The sequence below is a fragment of the Legionella micdadei genome, assembly GCF_000953635.1.
Taxonomy (GTDB): domain Bacteria; phylum Pseudomonadota; class Gammaproteobacteria; order Legionellales; family Legionellaceae; genus Tatlockia; species Tatlockia micdadei.
The window spans coordinates 480,500-497,580 of sequence record NZ_LN614830.1 but is presented as its reverse complement, the minus strand read 5'-3'; the positions used below and the strand labels follow the sequence as shown (position 1 = coordinate 497,580).

The following is a 17,081-nucleotide window of genomic DNA, read 5'->3' as shown; positions in this document are numbered from 1 at the left end:
AATTAATTCATCACAAATAACGACAAAGGGATAACTTCTGACTTCCCTCCAGGAACGTTTTGGATTGTTAGGTAAATTTGCAGAAATTGTTCTTCAAGATCAGGTACCAAATCTGCAATCAGTTTATTGTCTTCAATGCGTAACCAGCATGGTTTTTCATGAGTTTGTGCAAATTCGACAACATAAGGAGTATCTTCATATTCGGGAAAGATATCGTGGTTAAGCACGAAATCATGATAAAACGGCTGGCCTGGATAAACGGTTGGCATTTGTGGATTGGCATCTTTAAAACGGGGTTTTCTTTCCTCATCCGCCGCAATACTCAACGTCACTTTAATTGGATAGGAATCGCCGCCAATCCGGGTATTAACGCGCAAAGTAATCTGGTATTTTTGCCCAGTTACATCCAAGGGAACTGAACCCGTTAATAAGGTTGGGTCAATGGGAGAAATTTGTAACCATTCTGCTTGAGGTTCAATATGATCGATAACCAATTTAGGATTAGGATCATTTGTCGGATCAATGACTTGTTTTCTCATATCATAGGAAAATTCATTTCCTACCGATTTTTCGAGTGAGAAGGGCTTAATCGAGGGTTTACTATTCGGATCAGTGGCGACAGGAATCCTAACCTCTAATGGCCAAGAGTCCCCTCCTGTGTTAGTGGAAGCAATGAGTGTTACTTCATATTCATTGCCTGCATCTTCAAGCTGAGGAACGCCAACAAGGTAGTTATTACCTCCCCCATCAACCTTAAGCCACTTGGGGTGCACTTCATTTTGATCGATGCGAAAGCGTACGGGACTATTTGGTTGGAAGTGCTTAGATTCCAGCAATTCAACGAGATTCAATCGGTAGTCTTTACCTGGAGTGGCACTGGGAATATAGTTATGTGTTTTGAACACGGGTTTATCACTGGGATTAACCCCTACATTGATGATCAATTGAGTAGGCGCTGCCCTGCCGTAAGCATTGGTTGCACCGATACTAAACACATAGGTTCCAGTTCTTGTTGGCGTACCGACAATAGCAAAACTCGACGGATCAAAAAATAATCCGTCTTGTGAAGCTGGGATTAATTCTGCTTGGGGCGGAACTCCGGCCTGAACATTTTCTCCATAGTAGTTAACAAATTTTTTAAGATCCAAAGCAAAAGGGATGTTCGCAGTTCCTGTCTGAATAGGAATATTTGTCATTGACAAAGAATGTGGGATGACATTCACTACGAAGGGTATGAGTGGCCAATCATCCCAGAATAAGCCACCTTCACCACCAACAAGGTGGTACATATTGCTTCCGATGATCTTATGCCCAAGTTTATCGCCAGAAATTATTAAACTGAAATAGCAATCGCCAGTGAAAGGAAAATAGATTGGCCCGCTAATTAAAGGAGGACACACACCGCCATCAAGTATTAGCTGGATACCAGGCGGCAGATACCATTCCTGGGCGTATTTCAAGAATCGATGAGTCATTTTTATTTTAATGACTTTTCGCTCACCAAAATACACCGTATTTTCAAATGGGGTTAAATTCTGAAATTGAACCCATGGAGGCAGAGCCATTGCCATTACTGATATTAGATTCAATAAACAAAACAAAACCCATTTCATATAAACAATCCTTATTCCATTTGAGGATGAACTTGCTCTTAATTCACGTTGAACCAAAAAGTTCCCTTACGTGAATTAAACGCTTCCATAAAACCAGAAGAATCGAAATAGGGAAAAGAAATTTGAATTTTTCAAATCGGGAGTTCACAGCAACAGCGGTTATGCCAAATGGCATTGATTTTACAAAATCATCCATCTTCGTTTCCTTGTGTCGTTGACTTGCGCGTATAAGCTATAGGGAAGCTAGCTATTAGTAGGAAACGGATAGGGATTTTGGCGATGATTTGAGGGGTAACCGAGGGTGCCCATTATTTTAGAGGTATGCTTGCTTGTATTCTTCATGATAAAACTCCATAGTTTCCATTTACCTTTCCAAGGGTTGGAGACATACTACTGCATAGTTTTGGTTAAATCAATCGGATTTTCCGACGATGACTTAAAATTGAATTGCTGCTCCCGCCGCCACATAATTTTCTACATCACCTAAAAAACCTCTAATGCGTTGCCCCCCCTCAAAATCAATCGTCATATTTTTGAAAGAAAGGAAAATCATGCCCACAGCAGCGTTAAAGCCACTGCCTTCGTCTGGCGCTGTTTTACTCTGACCATAAATTTCTGCATAAATTTCTAATCTGTCTACTGGATACCAACTGAAAAAAGCATCTGGATTTATGCTAGTAAAACGCTTACCCCCTGCGAGAATAGATTGGGTTTGACTACTAAATCCTAACTGGGAGGTAAAACTAAATTGTTCACTCAGGTTGAAACTAAATATACCATTAATTTCTCCGCCCCATCCTTTACTGCCGAAAGTTCTACTACCAGATGAAGGGATAAGAGAGCCATCTAAGGTAAAAATCATTCGGCTGGTATAAAAAAGTTCATGCTTATAGCCAACCGCCATCTCACTGAATCCAGAGCTCGGTTTTGTCGACAAATGAACATAAGTAGGCAAAAAAACAAAAATCTCGTTGTTAGCCGGTAGACCATAACGAAACTCAGCGAACGGGTAACTCTGGCCTTGAATTCCGCCAAGCAAATTCAGGTATTGATAACCGAATTCGAGGATTAGTTTTTTATTGGGTGCAGTGCAAGGGCTATCAGCGATAGTCGGCCGGTTCACAATCGAGAGAAATCCATTACAAGGGCTATCGTTAGTATCAGCAAATGCATTCAATGTTATTGCAAAGAGGAAGATAAGCCAAAGCTGACTCCATTTAGATTTTCCACTCATACTTTTCTCAATATTAAATCAGGCTATCTTGAACCAACCCCGAATCAGCAATCTATGCGCCCATCCGCCCATTAGAAACCTTCCCCTATTTCTTGGGGGGAAGAGGTGGGGTAAAGTTCTTTGAGACTAAGGATATGGTTAGTGTGCACCATTAATAACCGAACCATCTGCGTTTTTAATGACTTCGGTACCATCAGGATTGGTCTGTACAGATGAGCCATCTGGGTTGGTAACGATTTTTGTGCCATCAGGCCTTGTTTCTACAGAAGAGCCATCCGCATTTTTGATGACTTTTGTACCATCAGGGTTTGTCTGTACTGACGAGCCATCTGTATTCCTCACAATTTCTGTACCATCAGGGTTAGTTTGTACAGAAGAACCGTCGGCGTTTTTAACGATTTTAGTTCCGTCAGCATTCGTTTGTACAGAAGAGCCATCTGCGTTAGTTATTATTTTGCTGCCATTAGGAAAGGTTTGTACAGAGGAACCATCCGGATTCTTAACCGTTTGGTTAGGTGTTGAAACCGATGATTGGCTATCTGCCGCTGACAATTCAAAACTGGTTAGCAAGCAAATCAAACCAATCACCGCAGCCGAACATGTTGTTTTTTTTAAAAAATCATTTACCCTCATTTTCTCTCCTTAGAATCTTTTTGTTTATTTTGTCCTCTTAAACCTAATGCAGACAGCAGCGTTCGGGTTAAATCACGCATTATTTGGCGTACGATTTGCCTAAACAAAGTACTTTTACTGATTTTTTCCACCAGTGTCTCATCATTCATCTTAGCTTTGTTTTTAGGGGTTTCGATCGTGCTGTTTACTGCCTCAGCAGTTTGCGCACCCAACACTTGCTGTGCAGAGGCTTCTTTTACTCGTTTACCATAATGGGGCATTATAGTAGAGGTCGCTATTACTGCAGCAATTTCCTGGGGGCTAATTACTCCCATACGCGACTCGGGCGCCCTTACCCGGCATTCAACTAATGGCGTGGGCTCCCCCTCAGCATCTAGCCCGCTAACTAAAGCCTCTCCAATGCCAAGTGAAGTTAAAAGTACTTCTGTATCATAATATTGAGAAGATGGGAAATTTTGTGCAACAAGCTTCATTGCCTTACGATCTTTCGCAGTAAAAGCGCGTAAAGCATGTTGTATTTTTAATCCTAACTGGCTTAATACTGAATCTGGAATATCGTTAGGCGTTTGCGTACAAAAAATAAGGCCAACACCTTTAGAGCGAATCAACTTAACCATCGTATCCAACAAACTTAATAAGGCTTTACTCGCATTACTAAATATTAAATGTGCCTCATCAATAAATAATACGAGTTTAGGCTTAGGAGGATCACCTAGTTCAGGCATCTGTCTATACACATCGGATAACAATTTCAGCATAAACGTAGAAAACAGTTTCGGCTTATCTTGCATGTCGAGCAAGCGAAGAATGGAAATAATCCCAAGTCCCTGCGCATTCGTCCTCACTAAATCCATCACATCAAAGGCCGGTTCACCGAAAAACTGATCCGCACCTTGAGATTCGAGTTCAATAATCTTACGAACAATAGTCCCAACAGAGGCAGAAGATACACCGCCGAAGCTGGCTTCAATCTTTTCTTTACCTTGATCACTTTGAGCGAATTGCAACAATGCTTTGAGATCGGCTAAATCAATTAAAGGTATCTTATTAAGCTTGGCATATTCAAAAAGAATGGTTACGACCCCAGCTTGGGTTTCATTGACATCAAGCATACGAGAAAACAAAACAGGCCCAAAGGCTTCAACTGTTGAGCGTAAAGGGATACCTTCCTGAGCCGACTCATTTAGACTAAGTAATTCAACTGGGAAAGCGCGAGGGCTGTAGGTTAAACCTAAAGATTTTGCACGTTCTTCCAAGACGGGGTTAGCCTCTCCCGCCTCCGCCAATCCCGAAATGTCGCCTTTAATATCCATGACCAAGCTAGGAACCCCCAGTAAAGAGAGTTGTTCGCTGAGCACTTGCATGGTTTTGGTTTTACCACTACCGGTCGCTCCGGCAATTAAGCCATGGCGATTAAATGATTTTACGACTAAATTAACAGGTGCGTCAGGAACCAACTGATCATTCAATAAAATTCCGCCTAACCGCACTGCCGGTAAATCCCCTATCTGATAGGGTTTGCGTAAATCATCGTACATGCCTAACATCCTTGCTAATGGCTCATGAGTATAGTTAATTATAATTCATAACCTATGTTTTTTGACAATCTGGGCATAGGCCATAAATATTCAAGGCATGATCAGTCATTTTGAATTGGGCATTTTCAGCAATCATTTTTTGTCGCTCTTCAATGATCTTATCCACGAATTCTTCAACTCGACCACACTTAACACACACGAGATGATCGTGATGCTCGCCTTGACTTAGCTCAAATACAGAATGCCCGCCTTCAAAATTATGACGAGTAACCAGGCCCGCTGCTTCGAACTGAGTCAAAACACGGTATACAGTGGCTAACCCAACATCTTCACCCATATCTAATAAAGCTTTATAAACCCCTTCTGCACTTAAATGATGCTGCGGAGATTGCTCTAAAATTTGTAATATTTTTACCCGCGGCATGGTAATCTTCAATCCTGCATCTTTTAATTGCTGACTCTCTTCCACAAGCGCTCCTTTCTAGCTAGATACCACACCTTGGAGGGTGTCTTTCTCTGGATGACATGGTATTATGGCGAAATTTTTCATGGCAGGCAAAAAAATGCGTATCGTTACAATTCTGGGTACTATCACTTTAGCATTATCTCTTAGCCACTGTGCATCCTATGATTTTTCTCGGCGCGTTGTTGAGCAAGGCAATTTATTACCACAATCAAAAATAGAACGCTTAAAAACGGGTATGAGTAAAAATGATGTGGCAATTTTAATGGGGACAAGTCTGCTAAGTCCCACTTTCAATAATGATCGCTGGGATTACGCTTATACTTTACGGAAAGGAAACGGATCCCTGATGGTACAGAATTTAAGCTTATATTTCTCACACAATACGTTGATACGCATTGAACATAAGCCTTAGACCATCATTGCCAGCCTCTAAAGCGCCCTTTTTAGGCGCTTGCTTGTAATGGTGGTTTAACGGAGAGAGGCCGGGCTGAGTGCACCAAACTATAGCTGTCAAGCTATAGTGGTGGTTTTAATCGCATTAAATTATTCCACTAAGGTAAGCTATTTTGACCCGCGGGAGCACTATCCACTAACGCGCGCAAATTTGTTCAAATTTTTTGGAATTCTTTTGTAGACTAGGCGCATTAAAACTCAACGCTTTTTATAACCCCAACCCCTTGTTGCAATAACTCGTTTTTTATCACTTGGAATTTAGATTGGTCTAACGGCTGAGTAGCATCTTCGATCAACCAACTCGTAAATCCCTCGGTTATCGCATCTTTGAGTGTATAATACACACAAATATCGGCACATAGTCCACAAAAATAAAGATTTTTCGCCCCTTTTTCGCGTAAAAAACCTGCCAATCCTGTGCTTTTTTTATGCTGATTGTCATAAAATCCGCTATAGCTGTCATTTTCCCTATCTGTACCTTTGCGAAAAATAGCTTCTATCGGTCTAGTTTCTAGTTGGGGATGAAATTCAGCACCAACTGTTCCTTGTACACAATGGTCTGGCCAAAGTGTTTGCTCAACCCCGTGGAGCATGATTTTTTCAAAAGGTTTTTTGCCCGCATGCTGAGAAGCGAAAGTTTTGTGATTGGCCGGATGCCAGTCCTGAGTTGCTATGATTAAATCAAAATTCGTCAGCAAATTATTAATGACCGGAACAATTAAATCGCCATTTGGGACAGCTAACGCCCCCCCTGGCATAAAATCATTCTGAAGATCAATGATGATTAAGGTCCTCATTGTCCTTACGCCTTCATTTTTTGAATTAGTTGTTCGCGTTGAAGTTTGAGCTTATAACTTAAACCCACTTTGTAGTTGTGGGGATTAATCAAACGCTTATATTCATCGGGTAGGAGGGCTAAACGCTGTTGACTATACTCAGCAATTTCGTTTAGCGTTTTCACTGCAAATAAACGCTTCCCTTTTTCCATAACCTTATGCAACAACGGTTCTTTTTTATAATTTTTTAGGGAGAATGACTTCGCCTCCTCAAAAGGATGGAACATCATGTCTAAATCCTCTTCCTCAGCAAGCGCAATTACATCAGCGCCTAAAAAAATACCATCAGCTTCTAAAACACGGTAAGTTTGTTTTTTGTAGGGCAAAGTAATTTTAGAGAGTGTCTCAGAAAGTTTAATACGGGGCTTATGGTTGGCAAAAGCCAGCTTATATACGCCATCTAAGGCGGCATCAGGGGCGCCAATAACTAAATTGGTGCCCACTCCAAAAGAATCTATGGGCGCCTCTTGTTCCAGAAGGCTTTTTATCACTTCTTCATTGAGCTGATTGGAAGCAGTAATTTTGACATAGTCTAATCCTGCTTCATCTAACATATCTCGTGCTCTTTTTGCTAAGTAGGCTAAATCACCGCTATCTAAGCGGATCCCCTTAAGTTTTTGCCCTCGCGCTTCCATTTCTTTCCCAATGATAATGGCGTTAGGGACACCCGACTCCAGCGTACTGTAAGTATCCACGAGCAAGACACAATTATCTGCCCAACATTCAGCAAAATCACGAAAAGCAGAGAGTTCATCATCATAACTTTGCACAAAAGAGTGAGCCATCGTCCCGGATATAGGGGTATGATAATCGCGTCCACAACACACGTTGCTTGTGCTATTAAAACCACCAATGATAGCTGCCCGACTTGCATAATACCCACCGGGACCTTGTGCCCTGCGTAAACCAAAGTCTATCAACTCACGTTGCCCTGCCACATGCCGCATCCGGCTAGCTTTAGTCGCAATAAGCGTTTGAAAATTTAATACATTTAACAGTATCGTCTCTACTAATTGTGCCTCAATGATATCCGCTTCTACAGTGACAACAGGACAAGTAGGGAACACCAGATCACCTTCCTGCGATGCGTAAACAGTACCCTTAAATTTAAAATTTTCGAGGTAATTAAGAAAATCAGAATGGAAACCCTGCGTGTGCAAATAGGCGATATCTGACTGATTAAATGAAAAATTTTCTAATATCCCTAGTAAGTCCTCAAGCCCGGCAAAAATAGCATAACCTCCGCCAAAGGGAAGTTTACGAAAGAAATAATCAAACATCGCGACATGATTTTTTTGTCCTTTTAGAAAATAAACTTGAGCCATTGTCAGTTGATATTTATCGGTATAAGTGGCTGTGTAGTTGATCATTTAGCAACCTTTTCTACGCTTTAGTGAAAATCTAGATTTACCCTAAGGTCGTGTTGACAATTCCCTAGGCAGCAGAATTGTCAACGCTCACTCTTTTTTGCTCGCTGGCGTCTTCTCTCCTTGGGATCGAGCGTAAGTGGCCTGTATACTTCAATTCGATCACCTGACTTTAGTACAGTGTCTAAGGAAACTTTCTTTGAAAAGATACCGAGAGGTAAATTTTCTACCTCCGGATATTCCCGCAAAATACCGGATTCGGTTAAGGCAGCAGCGACAGTAGCACCGGTCTCTAAAACGAGAGAATGATGCACTAATGTTTGATCGGCGGCTATATAAACAAGCTCAACCTTTACCATATACCGCCTCAGCCCGATCACAAAAAGCATCGACCATTTTATCAGTGACTTGCTCAAAAATAGGGCCTAAAAGCATGGAAAACATACGCCCAGCGAATTCGAATTCCAAATCAAAAGAGACTTTGCAACCTTCAGGATCCTCATCGAAGCGCCAAAAGCCTTCCAGGTGGCTAAACGGGCCGTCTACTAAACGAATTTCTATCATTTTATTGGTCTGTAAACGATTGCGCGTGGTAAACGATCGACTCATTCCGGCTGCAGCTATTACCAACGTGGCTTGTACTTCGTCTTCGTCACGATGATGCACCAAACTTTGGGCACAGTAGGGTAAAAATTCGGCATAACGCTCAACATCATTGACTAAGCCAAACATTTGCTCGCAAGTAAAAGGAACCACCCTTGATTTTTTAACTATGGTCATTAACGTTCTCCCTTTTCCTGGGCAACAAGCCAATGAGAGAGATCATTGATTTCTTCAGCACAAACAGAATGCTCCATAAGATAATTATGCATACTCACCTGATAACCCGCCGCACTTAGCCATTCAGCAGTTTGTTTTGTCCAGATCGGCAAAACTATTGGATCATACTGCCCGCCAGCCATAAATATGGGAGTTGTTTTAGTCAGATCTGTTCTGCATTTATCGGCGAGAGGCAAATAGGCGGATAACGCAATCACACCAGCAAGCGCTGTCGGCATATGTAACGCGGTGTATAAAGCCATCGCACCACCTTGGGAAAACCCAGCCAGATAAATTTGTTCCGAACTAAACCCATCCTTAATTTGGCTGTCAATGACTTCATGGATAAACTTCGCAGATTGTTGAATCCCTTCGCTGTCTTCCCTATCAGTTAATTTCATACCCATAATATCATACCAAGCTCGCATAGCCATGCCGTTATTGAGTGTTACCGGACGTATTGGCGCATCGAGAAAAACATGACGCAAACTTAAGTCATCTAATCGCAATTGTTCTGCAAGACCAGCCATATCAGAGGCGTCAGCACCTAAACCATGCATCCAAATTATGCAAGAATGGGCTTGCTGCTGTGGTTTCTTTATATAAACGTTCAACCCATATCTCCAAAAAAACTCAAATTATCCTCAAAGCGTTTGATTAAGGCAAGGTCATGGCAAAAACTTAGGGCCAGTTTGGGACGCAACAGGGAAATTATCCTAACTATTTTTAGTAAGCCTGTGCTAAGCTTAGTCTCTTCCGCTTTGTATGACTAGGCTTTTGATTCAATGTTAGAAAAAACAGCTCTTTTTAAACGACGTGCCCTCAAAGTTATTCCTAATTTAAAAAAACTACGCTTAGAGGACGATCACTGGCTTCAAGCCAGTGTTGCTGTGGAGAAATTGGGGGTGAAGCGGCTTACCTCTACTACCTTGCTCCTTGTTTTTAGTGAAATCACCAAAACCGATATCGATAAACTCCATGCAGAATTGGCTCGAAAACCATTATCCCGTTCTGCAAAACCGATTTTTGATTCGCACCAACAACACCAACGTCCACTTAAAAGACGTAGAAAAGATAGCGGTGAGAATTCTTTCCTTTTTGCCGGTAATACACAATTGCATTCACCTATTCGAAAAACAGGCGTTCGTATTATTCCTGAACCTGCTCCAGCAACACCAGAGCGCGGGTATCCGCAAGTTTATTTAACCCCGAATAAAACGAACAAAATACGTCCATTCCTTTCTAAACGACTTGGTACCTTTTTCAAACCCGTCACACCAGATGGGCCGAAACCTCGTGGCAAAATCGATATAAGCATGGCGGATAGGACGAAACTTCGAAGTAAATTCAAATCTTATTTATTTGATCGGCCTTCTCCAATCGAATTCACCATCACTTTAGAAAAAATTGAGGACAGGCAAGGTAAAAAAAGGATTATCAGTCAGAAAAAATTAACTGGCATTTCTTGTATTGAAGTTTTTAAAGCCGATGGTTGCAGTAATGAAGAATACATTACTGTTAATGGTCATGATTATCATTGGTCGCACATGGTTGCTTATTTTTTAGGTGGAGATCACCATAAAGAAAATCTCATCCCTGCAACTGCAGCTGCAAATTACAATATCTTGGAAGTAGTTGAAAATTTCATTGCTGAGAAGATGTTAAATCAGGTTAAAGAAGATCGAATCAGCGAAATAGCTGTCACAGTTACGCCCTATTACAGCACCGAAAGCCAAAGCGACATTCCTGACCTACTTATTTTTGAGCTAAACTGGCAATCACCTAACGGACTTAATTTTGCAGAAAAAATAGAAATTAACCCACGCTCATATCAACGAGTTACAGGAACAATGCACCGCTCCATTGCTGTATTTAGGAAAATTGAAGAATTAGAGGTACAAAAAAGAATGGAAGAAATCGAGGAGGGACAGCAAGAGATCTCTTCGATGAGCCTTTGTTAATAAGATATAATGCGATTTATCGCTAATTGATAAGTTCAATTTATTATGCGCTTATTTGCTTTTATAGTTATTACATGTTGTCTATCAGTAGGCCTTTTAGCTGCTTGCGGGCAAAAGGGACCGCTCTATCTACCCGAAAACAAGAAGTCACAACAAACGAAACTGCCAAAAGCGATGAGATACTAAATGACAATTCGATTTACAAAAATGCATGGGATAGGGAATGATTTCATGGTGATCGATGCAATACACCAGCAAATCAATTTCACTCCAAGCGAGATTAGTGCGCTTGCTCGGCGTGATACCGGTGTGGGATTTGATCAATGCCTATTAGTCGAAGCAAGCAACGATCCTGAAATCGATTTCTTTTACCGTATTTTCAACGCTGATGGCCAAGAAGTTGGACAATGCGGTAATGGCGCTCGATGCCTTGCCCGCTTTGTTCACCATTATGGCTTGACCACTAAAAAAACAATTTCAGTTGCAACTTGCACCACAAGGATGCAGCTTACTCTCAATGAAAATGGCGCTATCACTGTTGATTTTGGACAACCTAAACTTAAACCAGAAGACATCCCCTTATTAGCCAATCATCAGGCCGTTCTTTATTCACTCCCTTTTGATGACGGTTCAAGTTGTCAAATTCATGCGATTAATGTCGGAAATCCTCATGCTGTGAGTATTGTTGAGGACATTACTAAAGCACCTGTTGCAACATTAGGAAAAGAGATCAGCGAGCATCCACTATTCCCCGAGCAAACTAATGCCGGTTTCATGCAGATCGTCGATAAAAATCATATTCGCTTACGGGTTTACGAACGGGGCTGCGGCGAAACCAAGGCTTGTGGCAGCGGTGCCTTAGCAGCAGCGGCGGTTGGCCGCCTCTATCACCATTTGGCGGAACAAATCCATATTGAGTTACCTGGCGGAGAGTTAATTGTGGATTGGCCAGATACCAAAAGCTCCATCTCATTAACCGGATCCGCCGCCTTCGTGTATGAAGGAGTACTAATGCCATGCGAATAGTTATTTTAGGCGCAGGCCAAGTCGGGGCTACACTTGCCCGTAATCTAGCGCGGGAAGATAACGATATTACCTTAGTGGATTTAAATGAAGAGCGCTTACGCGAATTACAGCATCGCCTTGATATTCAAACCGTTCAGGGATCGGGTTCACACCCTAATGTTTTAATTGAAGCAGGTATCGAACAAGCCGATATGTTAATTGCTGTCACTAACAGCGACGAAATTAACATGATGGGTTGTCAAATTGCCTACAGCTTGTTTCGTACACCAACAAAAATCGCCCGAATTCGCTCCCAAAACTATTATGATTACCCGCAATTGTTTCGTAATGATCATGTCCCTGTGGATGTATGTATCAGTCCTGAAAAACTGGTCACTGAACACATTGAAAACTTGATTCACTACCCAGGAGCTGCTCAGGTCTTAGAATTTGCTGAAGGACAGGTTTTATTAAGTACCGTGAAACCCTCACCAAATGAAGTCATGGTAGGGAAGACTATTGTCGAGCTTTATCAACATTTGTATCCCATTGAAGCCAAAGTAGTCGCCGTTTTCCGCAATAAAGAAGCAATAGAACCCCGGGACGATTGCCAAATTGCAGTTGGCGATGAAGTAGTGTTTGCCGCTTCTCCTGCAGCAACCCAACAGGTGCTGATAGCCTTAGGGCGTTACACTCATCCCAATCATCGCATTATGATTGCAGGAGGCGGGCATATCGGTTCTGGACTGGCTCTATCTTTAGAAAATCAATACCGCGTGAAAATCATCGATCGCAATTTGATGAGGGCTAGCCACCTTGCCTCCCATCTCCATAAAGGTACCGTTTTACAGGGGGATATTGCCGACCGCGATCTTCTAGTCAATGAAAATATCGAGTTCACCGATGTGTTTTGTGCAGTCACTAATGATGACGAAGCCAATATCATGTCTAGCTTACAGGCAAAACGATTAGGCGCACGTTATGCCATTGCGCTGGTTAATCGCAATGCCTATGTGGAATTAATTGAAGACAGCCCCATTGATCATGCGATTTCGCCCCAATTAATTACAATTGGCAGTATCCTTGCCAAATTAAGACGCGGCAACATGGTTAAGGTTTATCGGCTGCAAGATAATGAAGCGGAAGCAATTGAATTAATCACCCATGGCGATGAGTTGACTTCACAAGTGGTTGGCCGCAAACTATCAGAAATTGAGTTACCTCCCAGTTGTTCTATAGCAGCGCTAACTCGCGAAGAGCAGGTTCTCATGCCGAATCCTAATTTAATTCTTGCATCAGGCGACCATATTATACTTCTACTATTAAAAAAACGTTATGTTCGCCAAGTAGAATCGCTGTTCCAAGTGAATCTGACTTTTATGTCTTAGAGGTTTCTCAGGGGAATCAATGAATGCAAATTAAAACCATTCTTCGTCTTTTAGGCCTCCTGTTAATGATGTTTAGCCTAAGCATGCTCACCCCTTTAATCATTAATTTTATCTTTCGGGAAAACTTCTGGCTACCCTTCGTTGTCGCATTCATCTGTACCTTCTGCACTGGTTTTCTGTTATGGCTATGTTGCCGTACTCAACATCATGAACTTAAGATTCGTGAGGGTTTCATTATCGTTGTCCTTTTTTGGTTCGTGCTCTGTTTGTTCGCATCTTTGCCTTTTATTTTTGTGCTGCATCATCAAAATCAAGGGATGACAGATGCCTTCTTTGAGACAGTATCAGGCTTGACTACAACTGGGGCGAGTGTCATCGAACATTTACAAGGTTTGCCTCAGGCTATTTTATTTTATCGCCAACAGCTACAGTTTTTAGGGGGTATGGGTATTGTTGTTTTAGCAGTAGCCATTTTGCCCATGCTTGGTGTTGGGGGAATGCAACTTTTTAGAGCTGAAACCCCGGGTCCAATGAAGGATTCCAAACTAACACCACGCATCGCCCATACTGCCAAAGCCATGTGGTATATCTACCTGCTTTTAACCATAACCTGCATGTTCTGTTACTGGATAGCAGGGATGGATTGGTTTGATGCTTTAGGAGAGAGTTTTGCCACCGTTTCAACTGGGGGATTCTCTATGCATGATAACAGCTTTGCTCATTATGAGAGTGACGTCATCGAATTAATTGCTTGCTTTTTCATGTTACTTGGCGGAACCAATTTTGCACTGCATTTCGTCGCTTTCCAGAAAAAAAGTTTAAGTCATTACTGGCATGATGAAGAGTTCCGCAACTATATCTTTTTCTTAATTAGCGCTACCGTTCTCGTTGGTATAAGCCTTGTGGTCTATGGCTTTTTTAGGGCAAATCACCATGCCTTCATTAAGTCTTTATTTAATGTCATCTCCATGGCGACTACGACAGGGTTTATTTCTGCCCAATTTAGCCAGTGGCCCACCTACATCCCCTTGCTTATTACCCTGTTGGCACTCATTGGAGGATGTGCTGGTTCGACCAGCGGTGGACTTAAAGTCATCCGTGCTTTATTGATTTATAAACAAAGCAAGCGTGAAATAGTTCGCCTTATTCATCCAAATGCAATTATCCCCATAAAATTTGGCAATCACAGTTTAGCTGAACCCATTCTGCAATCAATGTGGGGTTTTTTGTCAGTATTCATCGCTCTCTTTTTTATCTTGGTCCTGCTTTTTATGGCACTAGGAAATGATTTTGTCACATCATTTTCGGCTAGTACGGCCTCTTTATCGAATTCGGGCGCTGGAATAGGGAATATTCACGAAACTTGCGCTCATCTTAATCAGCCCAGTAAATGGGTCATGATATTTGCAATGCTTGCTGGACGGCTAGAGATATTTTCATTGCTTATCCTTTTTTCGCCGTATTTTTGGCAGAAGTGATTAACCTTCACTTTTCTTATTTGGATTAGGAATATGGGAAATCTCCTTTTCCCCAAAGACAACAACCCTGTTTCTACCCGAGTTTTTAGCCATATAAAGTGCCTTATCTGCCGCTTCGATTAAGCTGGCAGAGTTCGTACCATGTTGTGGGTAAATTGAAACACCAATCGATATTGTTATCGGACCAACTTCTTGCGCACCATATTTTATGGGTAACAAGGAAACCGCACGCCTGATCTGTTCAGCTCTTTTTTTTGCCACATTAAGAGGCGTATCGTAAAATACAATAATGAACTCTTCTCCCCCATAGCGAGATGCAATATCTCCCATGCGGATATCACTCTGCAACAATCGGCCTAGCTCTTTTAAAACAATATCGCCAGCATCATGGCCATAAGTATCATTTATTTTCTTGAAGTGGTCTAAATCCAAGAGCAAAACCACAAGATTTGTTTTCGCACGCTCGGCTTGGTGGATTTGTTTCTGGAGGAAATCTTCTAAATAACGTCGATTATAAAGTGAAGTCAATGGATCACGGATGGATTGATAACGCAAATTTTCCCGCAATCTTACATTCGCCAAAGCCAAAGCGGTGAGCTCAGAAAAAGCATTCACGATAAGCCTAGTGCTTTCAACGAATTGCTTTTCTTGTTCCGCTTGCATTTCCATAAAAAGCAAACCATAGATGTCATTTTGTGCCATTAAAGGAATACATACATAAGCAGTATTATTTTTTTTATTTTTAATGTGGTTACAAAGTAATTCCAAATGAGAATGACTAACATACTGCAATCTTCCGCGACGAATAGCCCAACACTGATCGGGGTAAAATACTCTATCTTGCTCGCTCGGCTCCCCCCATTTTACCATCACCTCCAAAAAATTTTTTGATGGATGCATAGCATATAAGAACCCGCTCGAAAAACTTAGCATCCTTTGACAATATTGTTCAACCACAGTGCTTAACTCCTCTTGAGAGGCGCAAGCTAACAAATTATCACTCATCTCAACTAGCAGTGTGATTTGTTGATTTTTATTCTGTAACTCGTTCATACCCTGATTCAGTTTTTCACTGTAGTCCTGCAGCTTGGTTTGCTCTTGGATCCGTTTAGTTATATTGCGGATGATCTGCACGGCCCCTATTATTTGGCTTTTATTGTTTATTACAGCGCTGGAAGTAATTTCGTAAATATTTTTCTCTTGTTCATGGGTAAATTCCATATTTTCGGTGTACCCTTTCCCCTCCAATGACACTTTCCAAATGCTGAGGAACTTTTCTCTGATTTCAGGCACATTTACCAATGCGTCATGCACAGACATTCCTGGTCTAATTAATATTCCAAAAAGTCTTTTGAATTCAATTTGATAAGTATCGTTAAACACGATAAACCGGTATTCGGTATCAACAGCAGCAACCATATCGTGCTCACTTTCAATGATGCTGAGTAAGCGAGATTCAGTATCCCTCTCTTTTTCCTCAGAATGGATACGTCTTTTCAATTCGCGATTAAAAAGAATAAATGCAATGATTAAAAATACTAAGCTAGTTAAATTTCCTATTACTAAAATAACATCTTCGGTTTTTGTGCTTGTCAAAACGGCATGATTTCTTTCAGTCAATAGGGTTAGCTCTACTGTTCTAATTTCTTCTGCCAAAGAGCGAATGCGATTTGACATAGCCTGCCCAAACTCAATGAGCCCCAGACTTCTTTGCGTGTTTGCTAAGTTATTTTCTTTCGTTTGCTGCAATTGAGTTAACAAATCAATCCGCCTTTCTATCAATGCGGCAAACTCCTTTACTTTTTCCATTTGTAACGGGTTATCCTGAATCAGTTTTTCTAATTTCTTTAAAGTATTTCTTAAAGAGACTAATGAGTTATTTCTGTCAATTAAAAACTGCTTATTTCCAGTAATGAAATATCCTCGCTGCTGTGTCTCAGCATCAATAATGAAATAGAGGGCATTATCTGTTGCTTGAATAACTTCATAAGAATGAATGACCCAGGAGTTCGCTGAGATAAGCCTATCGATTTGTTTATATGAAAAAAAATAGAAAAAAATTATAAAAATAAATGCAAAGATAAAAAGTAAATTAAAAGACAATAACTTTCTTCCCCTCCCCATTTCACGTAATGCGGCAGAAGACCCGTTATTAAATTCTTTGGGAGCAACGATTTCCTTAATCATAAATACTATTCTAGTATATTGAGGACCCTACCATCTAAATTGAGAAGGTTTGGATTAGAAATAGGTACAAATATTTACAGTTTTTTTTTCAGCTGTTATCATG

The 17,081-nt window shown here is 41.2% G+C and carries 18 protein-coding genes; 6 read left to right on the top strand and 12 right to left on the bottom strand.

The window, feature by feature from the left end:
- Positions 1-2: 2 nt before the first annotated feature.
- The 6 genes from LMI_RS02325 to fur all read right to left on the bottom strand — a co-directional run bounded on the left by LMI_RS02325 (position 3) and on the right by fur (position 5,487).
- Complete coding sequence (locus LMI_RS02325) at positions 3-1,613, bottom strand: Ig domain-containing protein (protein ID WP_045098364.1); 1,611 nt, start codon at positions 1,611-1,613, stop codon at positions 3-5.
- 43 nt (positions 1,614-1,656) lie between these two features.
- Positions 1,657-1,809 (bottom strand): hypothetical protein, encoded by a 153-nt coding sequence (locus LMI_RS15295; RefSeq protein WP_153280296.1) that lies wholly within the window; start codon positions 1,807-1,809, stop codon positions 1,657-1,659.
- Positions 1,810-2,049: 240 nt separating this feature from the next.
- Entirely contained in the window at positions 2,050-2,847 is a 798-nt protein-coding gene (locus LMI_RS02320) for a hypothetical protein (RefSeq protein ID WP_052679415.1), read from the bottom strand.
- A 138-nt stretch (positions 2,848-2,985) separates the two neighbouring features.
- A complete protein-coding gene (locus tag LMI_RS14745; RefSeq protein WP_052679414.1) occupies positions 2,986-3,480 on the bottom strand; it encodes a hypothetical protein in 495 nt (164 codons plus the stop codon).
- Complete coding sequence (locus LMI_RS02310) at positions 3,477-5,018, bottom strand: helicase HerA-like domain-containing protein (RefSeq protein WP_045098363.1); 1,542 nt, start codon at positions 5,016-5,018, stop codon at positions 3,477-3,479. The genes LMI_RS14745 and LMI_RS02310 overlap by 4 nt, the downstream gene beginning before the upstream one ends.
- A gap of 52 nt (positions 5,019-5,070) precedes the next feature.
- On the bottom strand, positions 5,071-5,487 hold the full coding sequence (fur, locus tag LMI_RS02305) for a ferric iron uptake transcriptional regulator (protein WP_045098362.1): 417 nt from the start codon (positions 5,485-5,487) through the stop codon (positions 5,071-5,073).
- 64 nt (positions 5,488-5,551) lie between these two features.
- On the opposite strand from fur, the gene LMI_RS02300 reads away from it, so the two are divergent.
- On the top strand, positions 5,552-5,896 hold the full coding sequence (locus LMI_RS02300) for an outer membrane protein assembly factor BamE (protein ID WP_045098361.1): 345 nt from the start codon (positions 5,552-5,554) through the stop codon (positions 5,894-5,896).
- A 232-nt stretch (positions 5,897-6,128) separates the two neighbouring features.
- Here the strand turns inward: LMI_RS02300 and pncA are convergent, their stop codons facing one another.
- The 5 genes from pncA to LMI_RS02275 form a co-directional block, all read right to left on the bottom strand.
- Positions 6,129-6,734: a bifunctional nicotinamidase/pyrazinamidase gene (gene pncA, locus LMI_RS02295; protein ID WP_045098360.1), complete on the bottom strand. Its 606-nt coding sequence runs from the start codon at positions 6,732-6,734 to the stop codon at positions 6,129-6,131.
- A 5-nt stretch (positions 6,735-6,739) separates the two neighbouring features.
- Positions 6,740-8,143: a nicotinate phosphoribosyltransferase gene (locus LMI_RS02290; RefSeq protein WP_045098359.1), complete on the bottom strand. Its 1,404-nt coding sequence runs from the start codon at positions 8,141-8,143 to the stop codon at positions 6,740-6,742.
- 80 nt (positions 8,144-8,223) lie between these two features.
- Positions 8,224-8,499, bottom strand: coding sequence for an RnfH family protein (locus tag LMI_RS02285; protein ID WP_045098358.1), 276 nt, complete (start codon positions 8,497-8,499; stop codon positions 8,224-8,226).
- Positions 8,486-8,920: a type II toxin-antitoxin system RatA family toxin gene (locus LMI_RS02280; protein WP_045098357.1), complete on the bottom strand. Its 435-nt coding sequence runs from the start codon at positions 8,918-8,920 to the stop codon at positions 8,486-8,488. The genes LMI_RS02285 and LMI_RS02280 overlap by 14 nt, the downstream gene beginning before the upstream one ends.
- Positions 8,920-9,573 (bottom strand): alpha/beta hydrolase, encoded by a 654-nt coding sequence (locus LMI_RS02275; RefSeq protein ID WP_074454233.1) that lies wholly within the window; start codon positions 9,571-9,573, stop codon positions 8,920-8,922. Before LMI_RS02275 ends, LMI_RS02280 begins: the two co-directional genes overlap by 1 nt.
- 171 nt (positions 9,574-9,744) lie before the next feature.
- Here LMI_RS02275 and LMI_RS02270 point away from each other — a divergent pair, with 171 nt between their 5' ends.
- The 5 genes from LMI_RS02270 to LMI_RS02255 are packed head-to-tail and all read left to right on the top strand — an operon-like array spanning position 9,745 to position 14,791.
- Positions 9,745-10,920, top strand: a complete 1,176-nt coding sequence (locus tag LMI_RS02270; RefSeq protein WP_045098356.1) for a DNA/RNA non-specific endonuclease — start codon at positions 9,745-9,747, stop codon at positions 10,918-10,920.
- A gap of 45 nt (positions 10,921-10,965) precedes the next feature.
- On the top strand, positions 10,966-11,106 hold the full coding sequence (lptM, locus tag LMI_RS15750) for an LPS translocon maturation chaperone LptM (protein WP_082050689.1): 141 nt from the start codon (positions 10,966-10,968) through the stop codon (positions 11,104-11,106).
- Positions 11,107-11,946: a diaminopimelate epimerase gene (gene dapF, locus LMI_RS02265; protein WP_045098355.1), complete on the top strand. Its 840-nt coding sequence runs from the start codon at positions 11,107-11,109 to the stop codon at positions 11,944-11,946.
- Positions 11,937-13,313: a Trk system potassium transporter TrkA gene (gene trkA, locus LMI_RS02260; protein WP_045098354.1), complete on the top strand. Its 1,377-nt coding sequence runs from the start codon at positions 11,937-11,939 to the stop codon at positions 13,311-13,313. The genes dapF and trkA overlap by 10 nt, the downstream gene beginning before the upstream one ends.
- 23 nt (positions 13,314-13,336) lie before the next feature.
- Positions 13,337-14,791 carry a TrkH family potassium uptake protein gene (locus tag LMI_RS02255; RefSeq protein WP_045098353.1) on the top strand — a complete coding sequence of 485 codons (1,455 nt, stop codon included), beginning with the start codon at positions 13,337-13,339 and terminating at the stop codon, positions 14,789-14,791.
- Here LMI_RS02255 and LMI_RS02250 read toward each other — a convergent pair whose 3' ends face one another.
- Positions 14,792-16,978: a sensor domain-containing diguanylate cyclase gene (locus tag LMI_RS02250; protein WP_082050688.1), complete on the bottom strand. Its 2,187-nt coding sequence runs from the start codon at positions 16,976-16,978 to the stop codon at positions 14,792-14,794. It lies immediately after the preceding gene.
- Positions 16,979-17,081: the final 103 nt, after the last annotated feature.

Bases quoted from the DNA above. Each gene is read 5' to 3' on its own strand.
- LMI_RS02290 (WP_045098359.1), bottom strand. From the start codon at position 8,143: ATGATCAACTACACAGCCACTTATACCGATAAATATCAACTGACAATG.
- pncA (WP_045098360.1), bottom strand. From the start codon at position 6,734: ATGAGGACCTTAATCATCATTGATCTTCAGAATGATTTTATGCCAGGG.
- LMI_RS02325 (WP_045098364.1), bottom strand. From the start codon at position 1,613: ATGAAATGGGTTTTGTTTTGTTTATTGAATCTAATATCAGTAATGGCA.
- LMI_RS02280 (WP_045098357.1), bottom strand. From the start codon at position 8,920: ATGACCATAGTTAAAAAATCAAGGGTGGTTCCTTTTACTTGCGAGCAA.
- dapF (WP_045098355.1), top strand. From the start codon at position 11,107: ATGACAATTCGATTTACAAAAATGCATGGGATAGGGAATGATTTCATG.
- LMI_RS02250 (WP_082050688.1), bottom strand. From the start codon at position 16,978: ATGATTAAGGAAATCGTTGCTCCCAAAGAATTTAATAACGGGTCTTCT.
- LMI_RS02300 (WP_045098361.1), top strand. From the start codon at position 5,552: ATGGCGAAATTTTTCATGGCAGGCAAAAAAATGCGTATCGTTACAATT.
- LMI_RS14745 (WP_052679414.1), bottom strand. From the start codon at position 3,480: ATGAGGGTAAATGATTTTTTAAAAAAAACAACATGTTCGGCTGCGGTG.
- lptM (WP_082050689.1), top strand. From the start codon at position 10,966: ATGCGCTTATTTGCTTTTATAGTTATTACATGTTGTCTATCAGTAGGC.
- LMI_RS02320 (WP_052679415.1), bottom strand. From the start codon at position 2,847: ATGAGTGGAAAATCTAAATGGAGTCAGCTTTGGCTTATCTTCCTCTTT.
- trkA (WP_045098354.1), top strand. From the start codon at position 11,937: ATGCGAATAGTTATTTTAGGCGCAGGCCAAGTCGGGGCTACACTTGCC.
- LMI_RS15295 (WP_153280296.1), bottom strand. From the start codon at position 1,809: ATGGATGATTTTGTAAAATCAATGCCATTTGGCATAACCGCTGTTGCT.
- LMI_RS02255 (WP_045098353.1), top strand. From the start codon at position 13,337: ATGCAAATTAAAACCATTCTTCGTCTTTTAGGCCTCCTGTTAATGATG.
- LMI_RS02285 (WP_045098358.1), bottom strand. From the start codon at position 8,499: ATGGTAAAGGTTGAGCTTGTTTATATAGCCGCCGATCAAACATTAGTG.
- LMI_RS02270 (WP_045098356.1), top strand. From the start codon at position 9,745: ATGTTAGAAAAAACAGCTCTTTTTAAACGACGTGCCCTCAAAGTTATT.
- LMI_RS02310 (WP_045098363.1), bottom strand. From the start codon at position 5,018: ATGTACGATGATTTACGCAAACCCTATCAGATAGGGGATTTACCGGCA.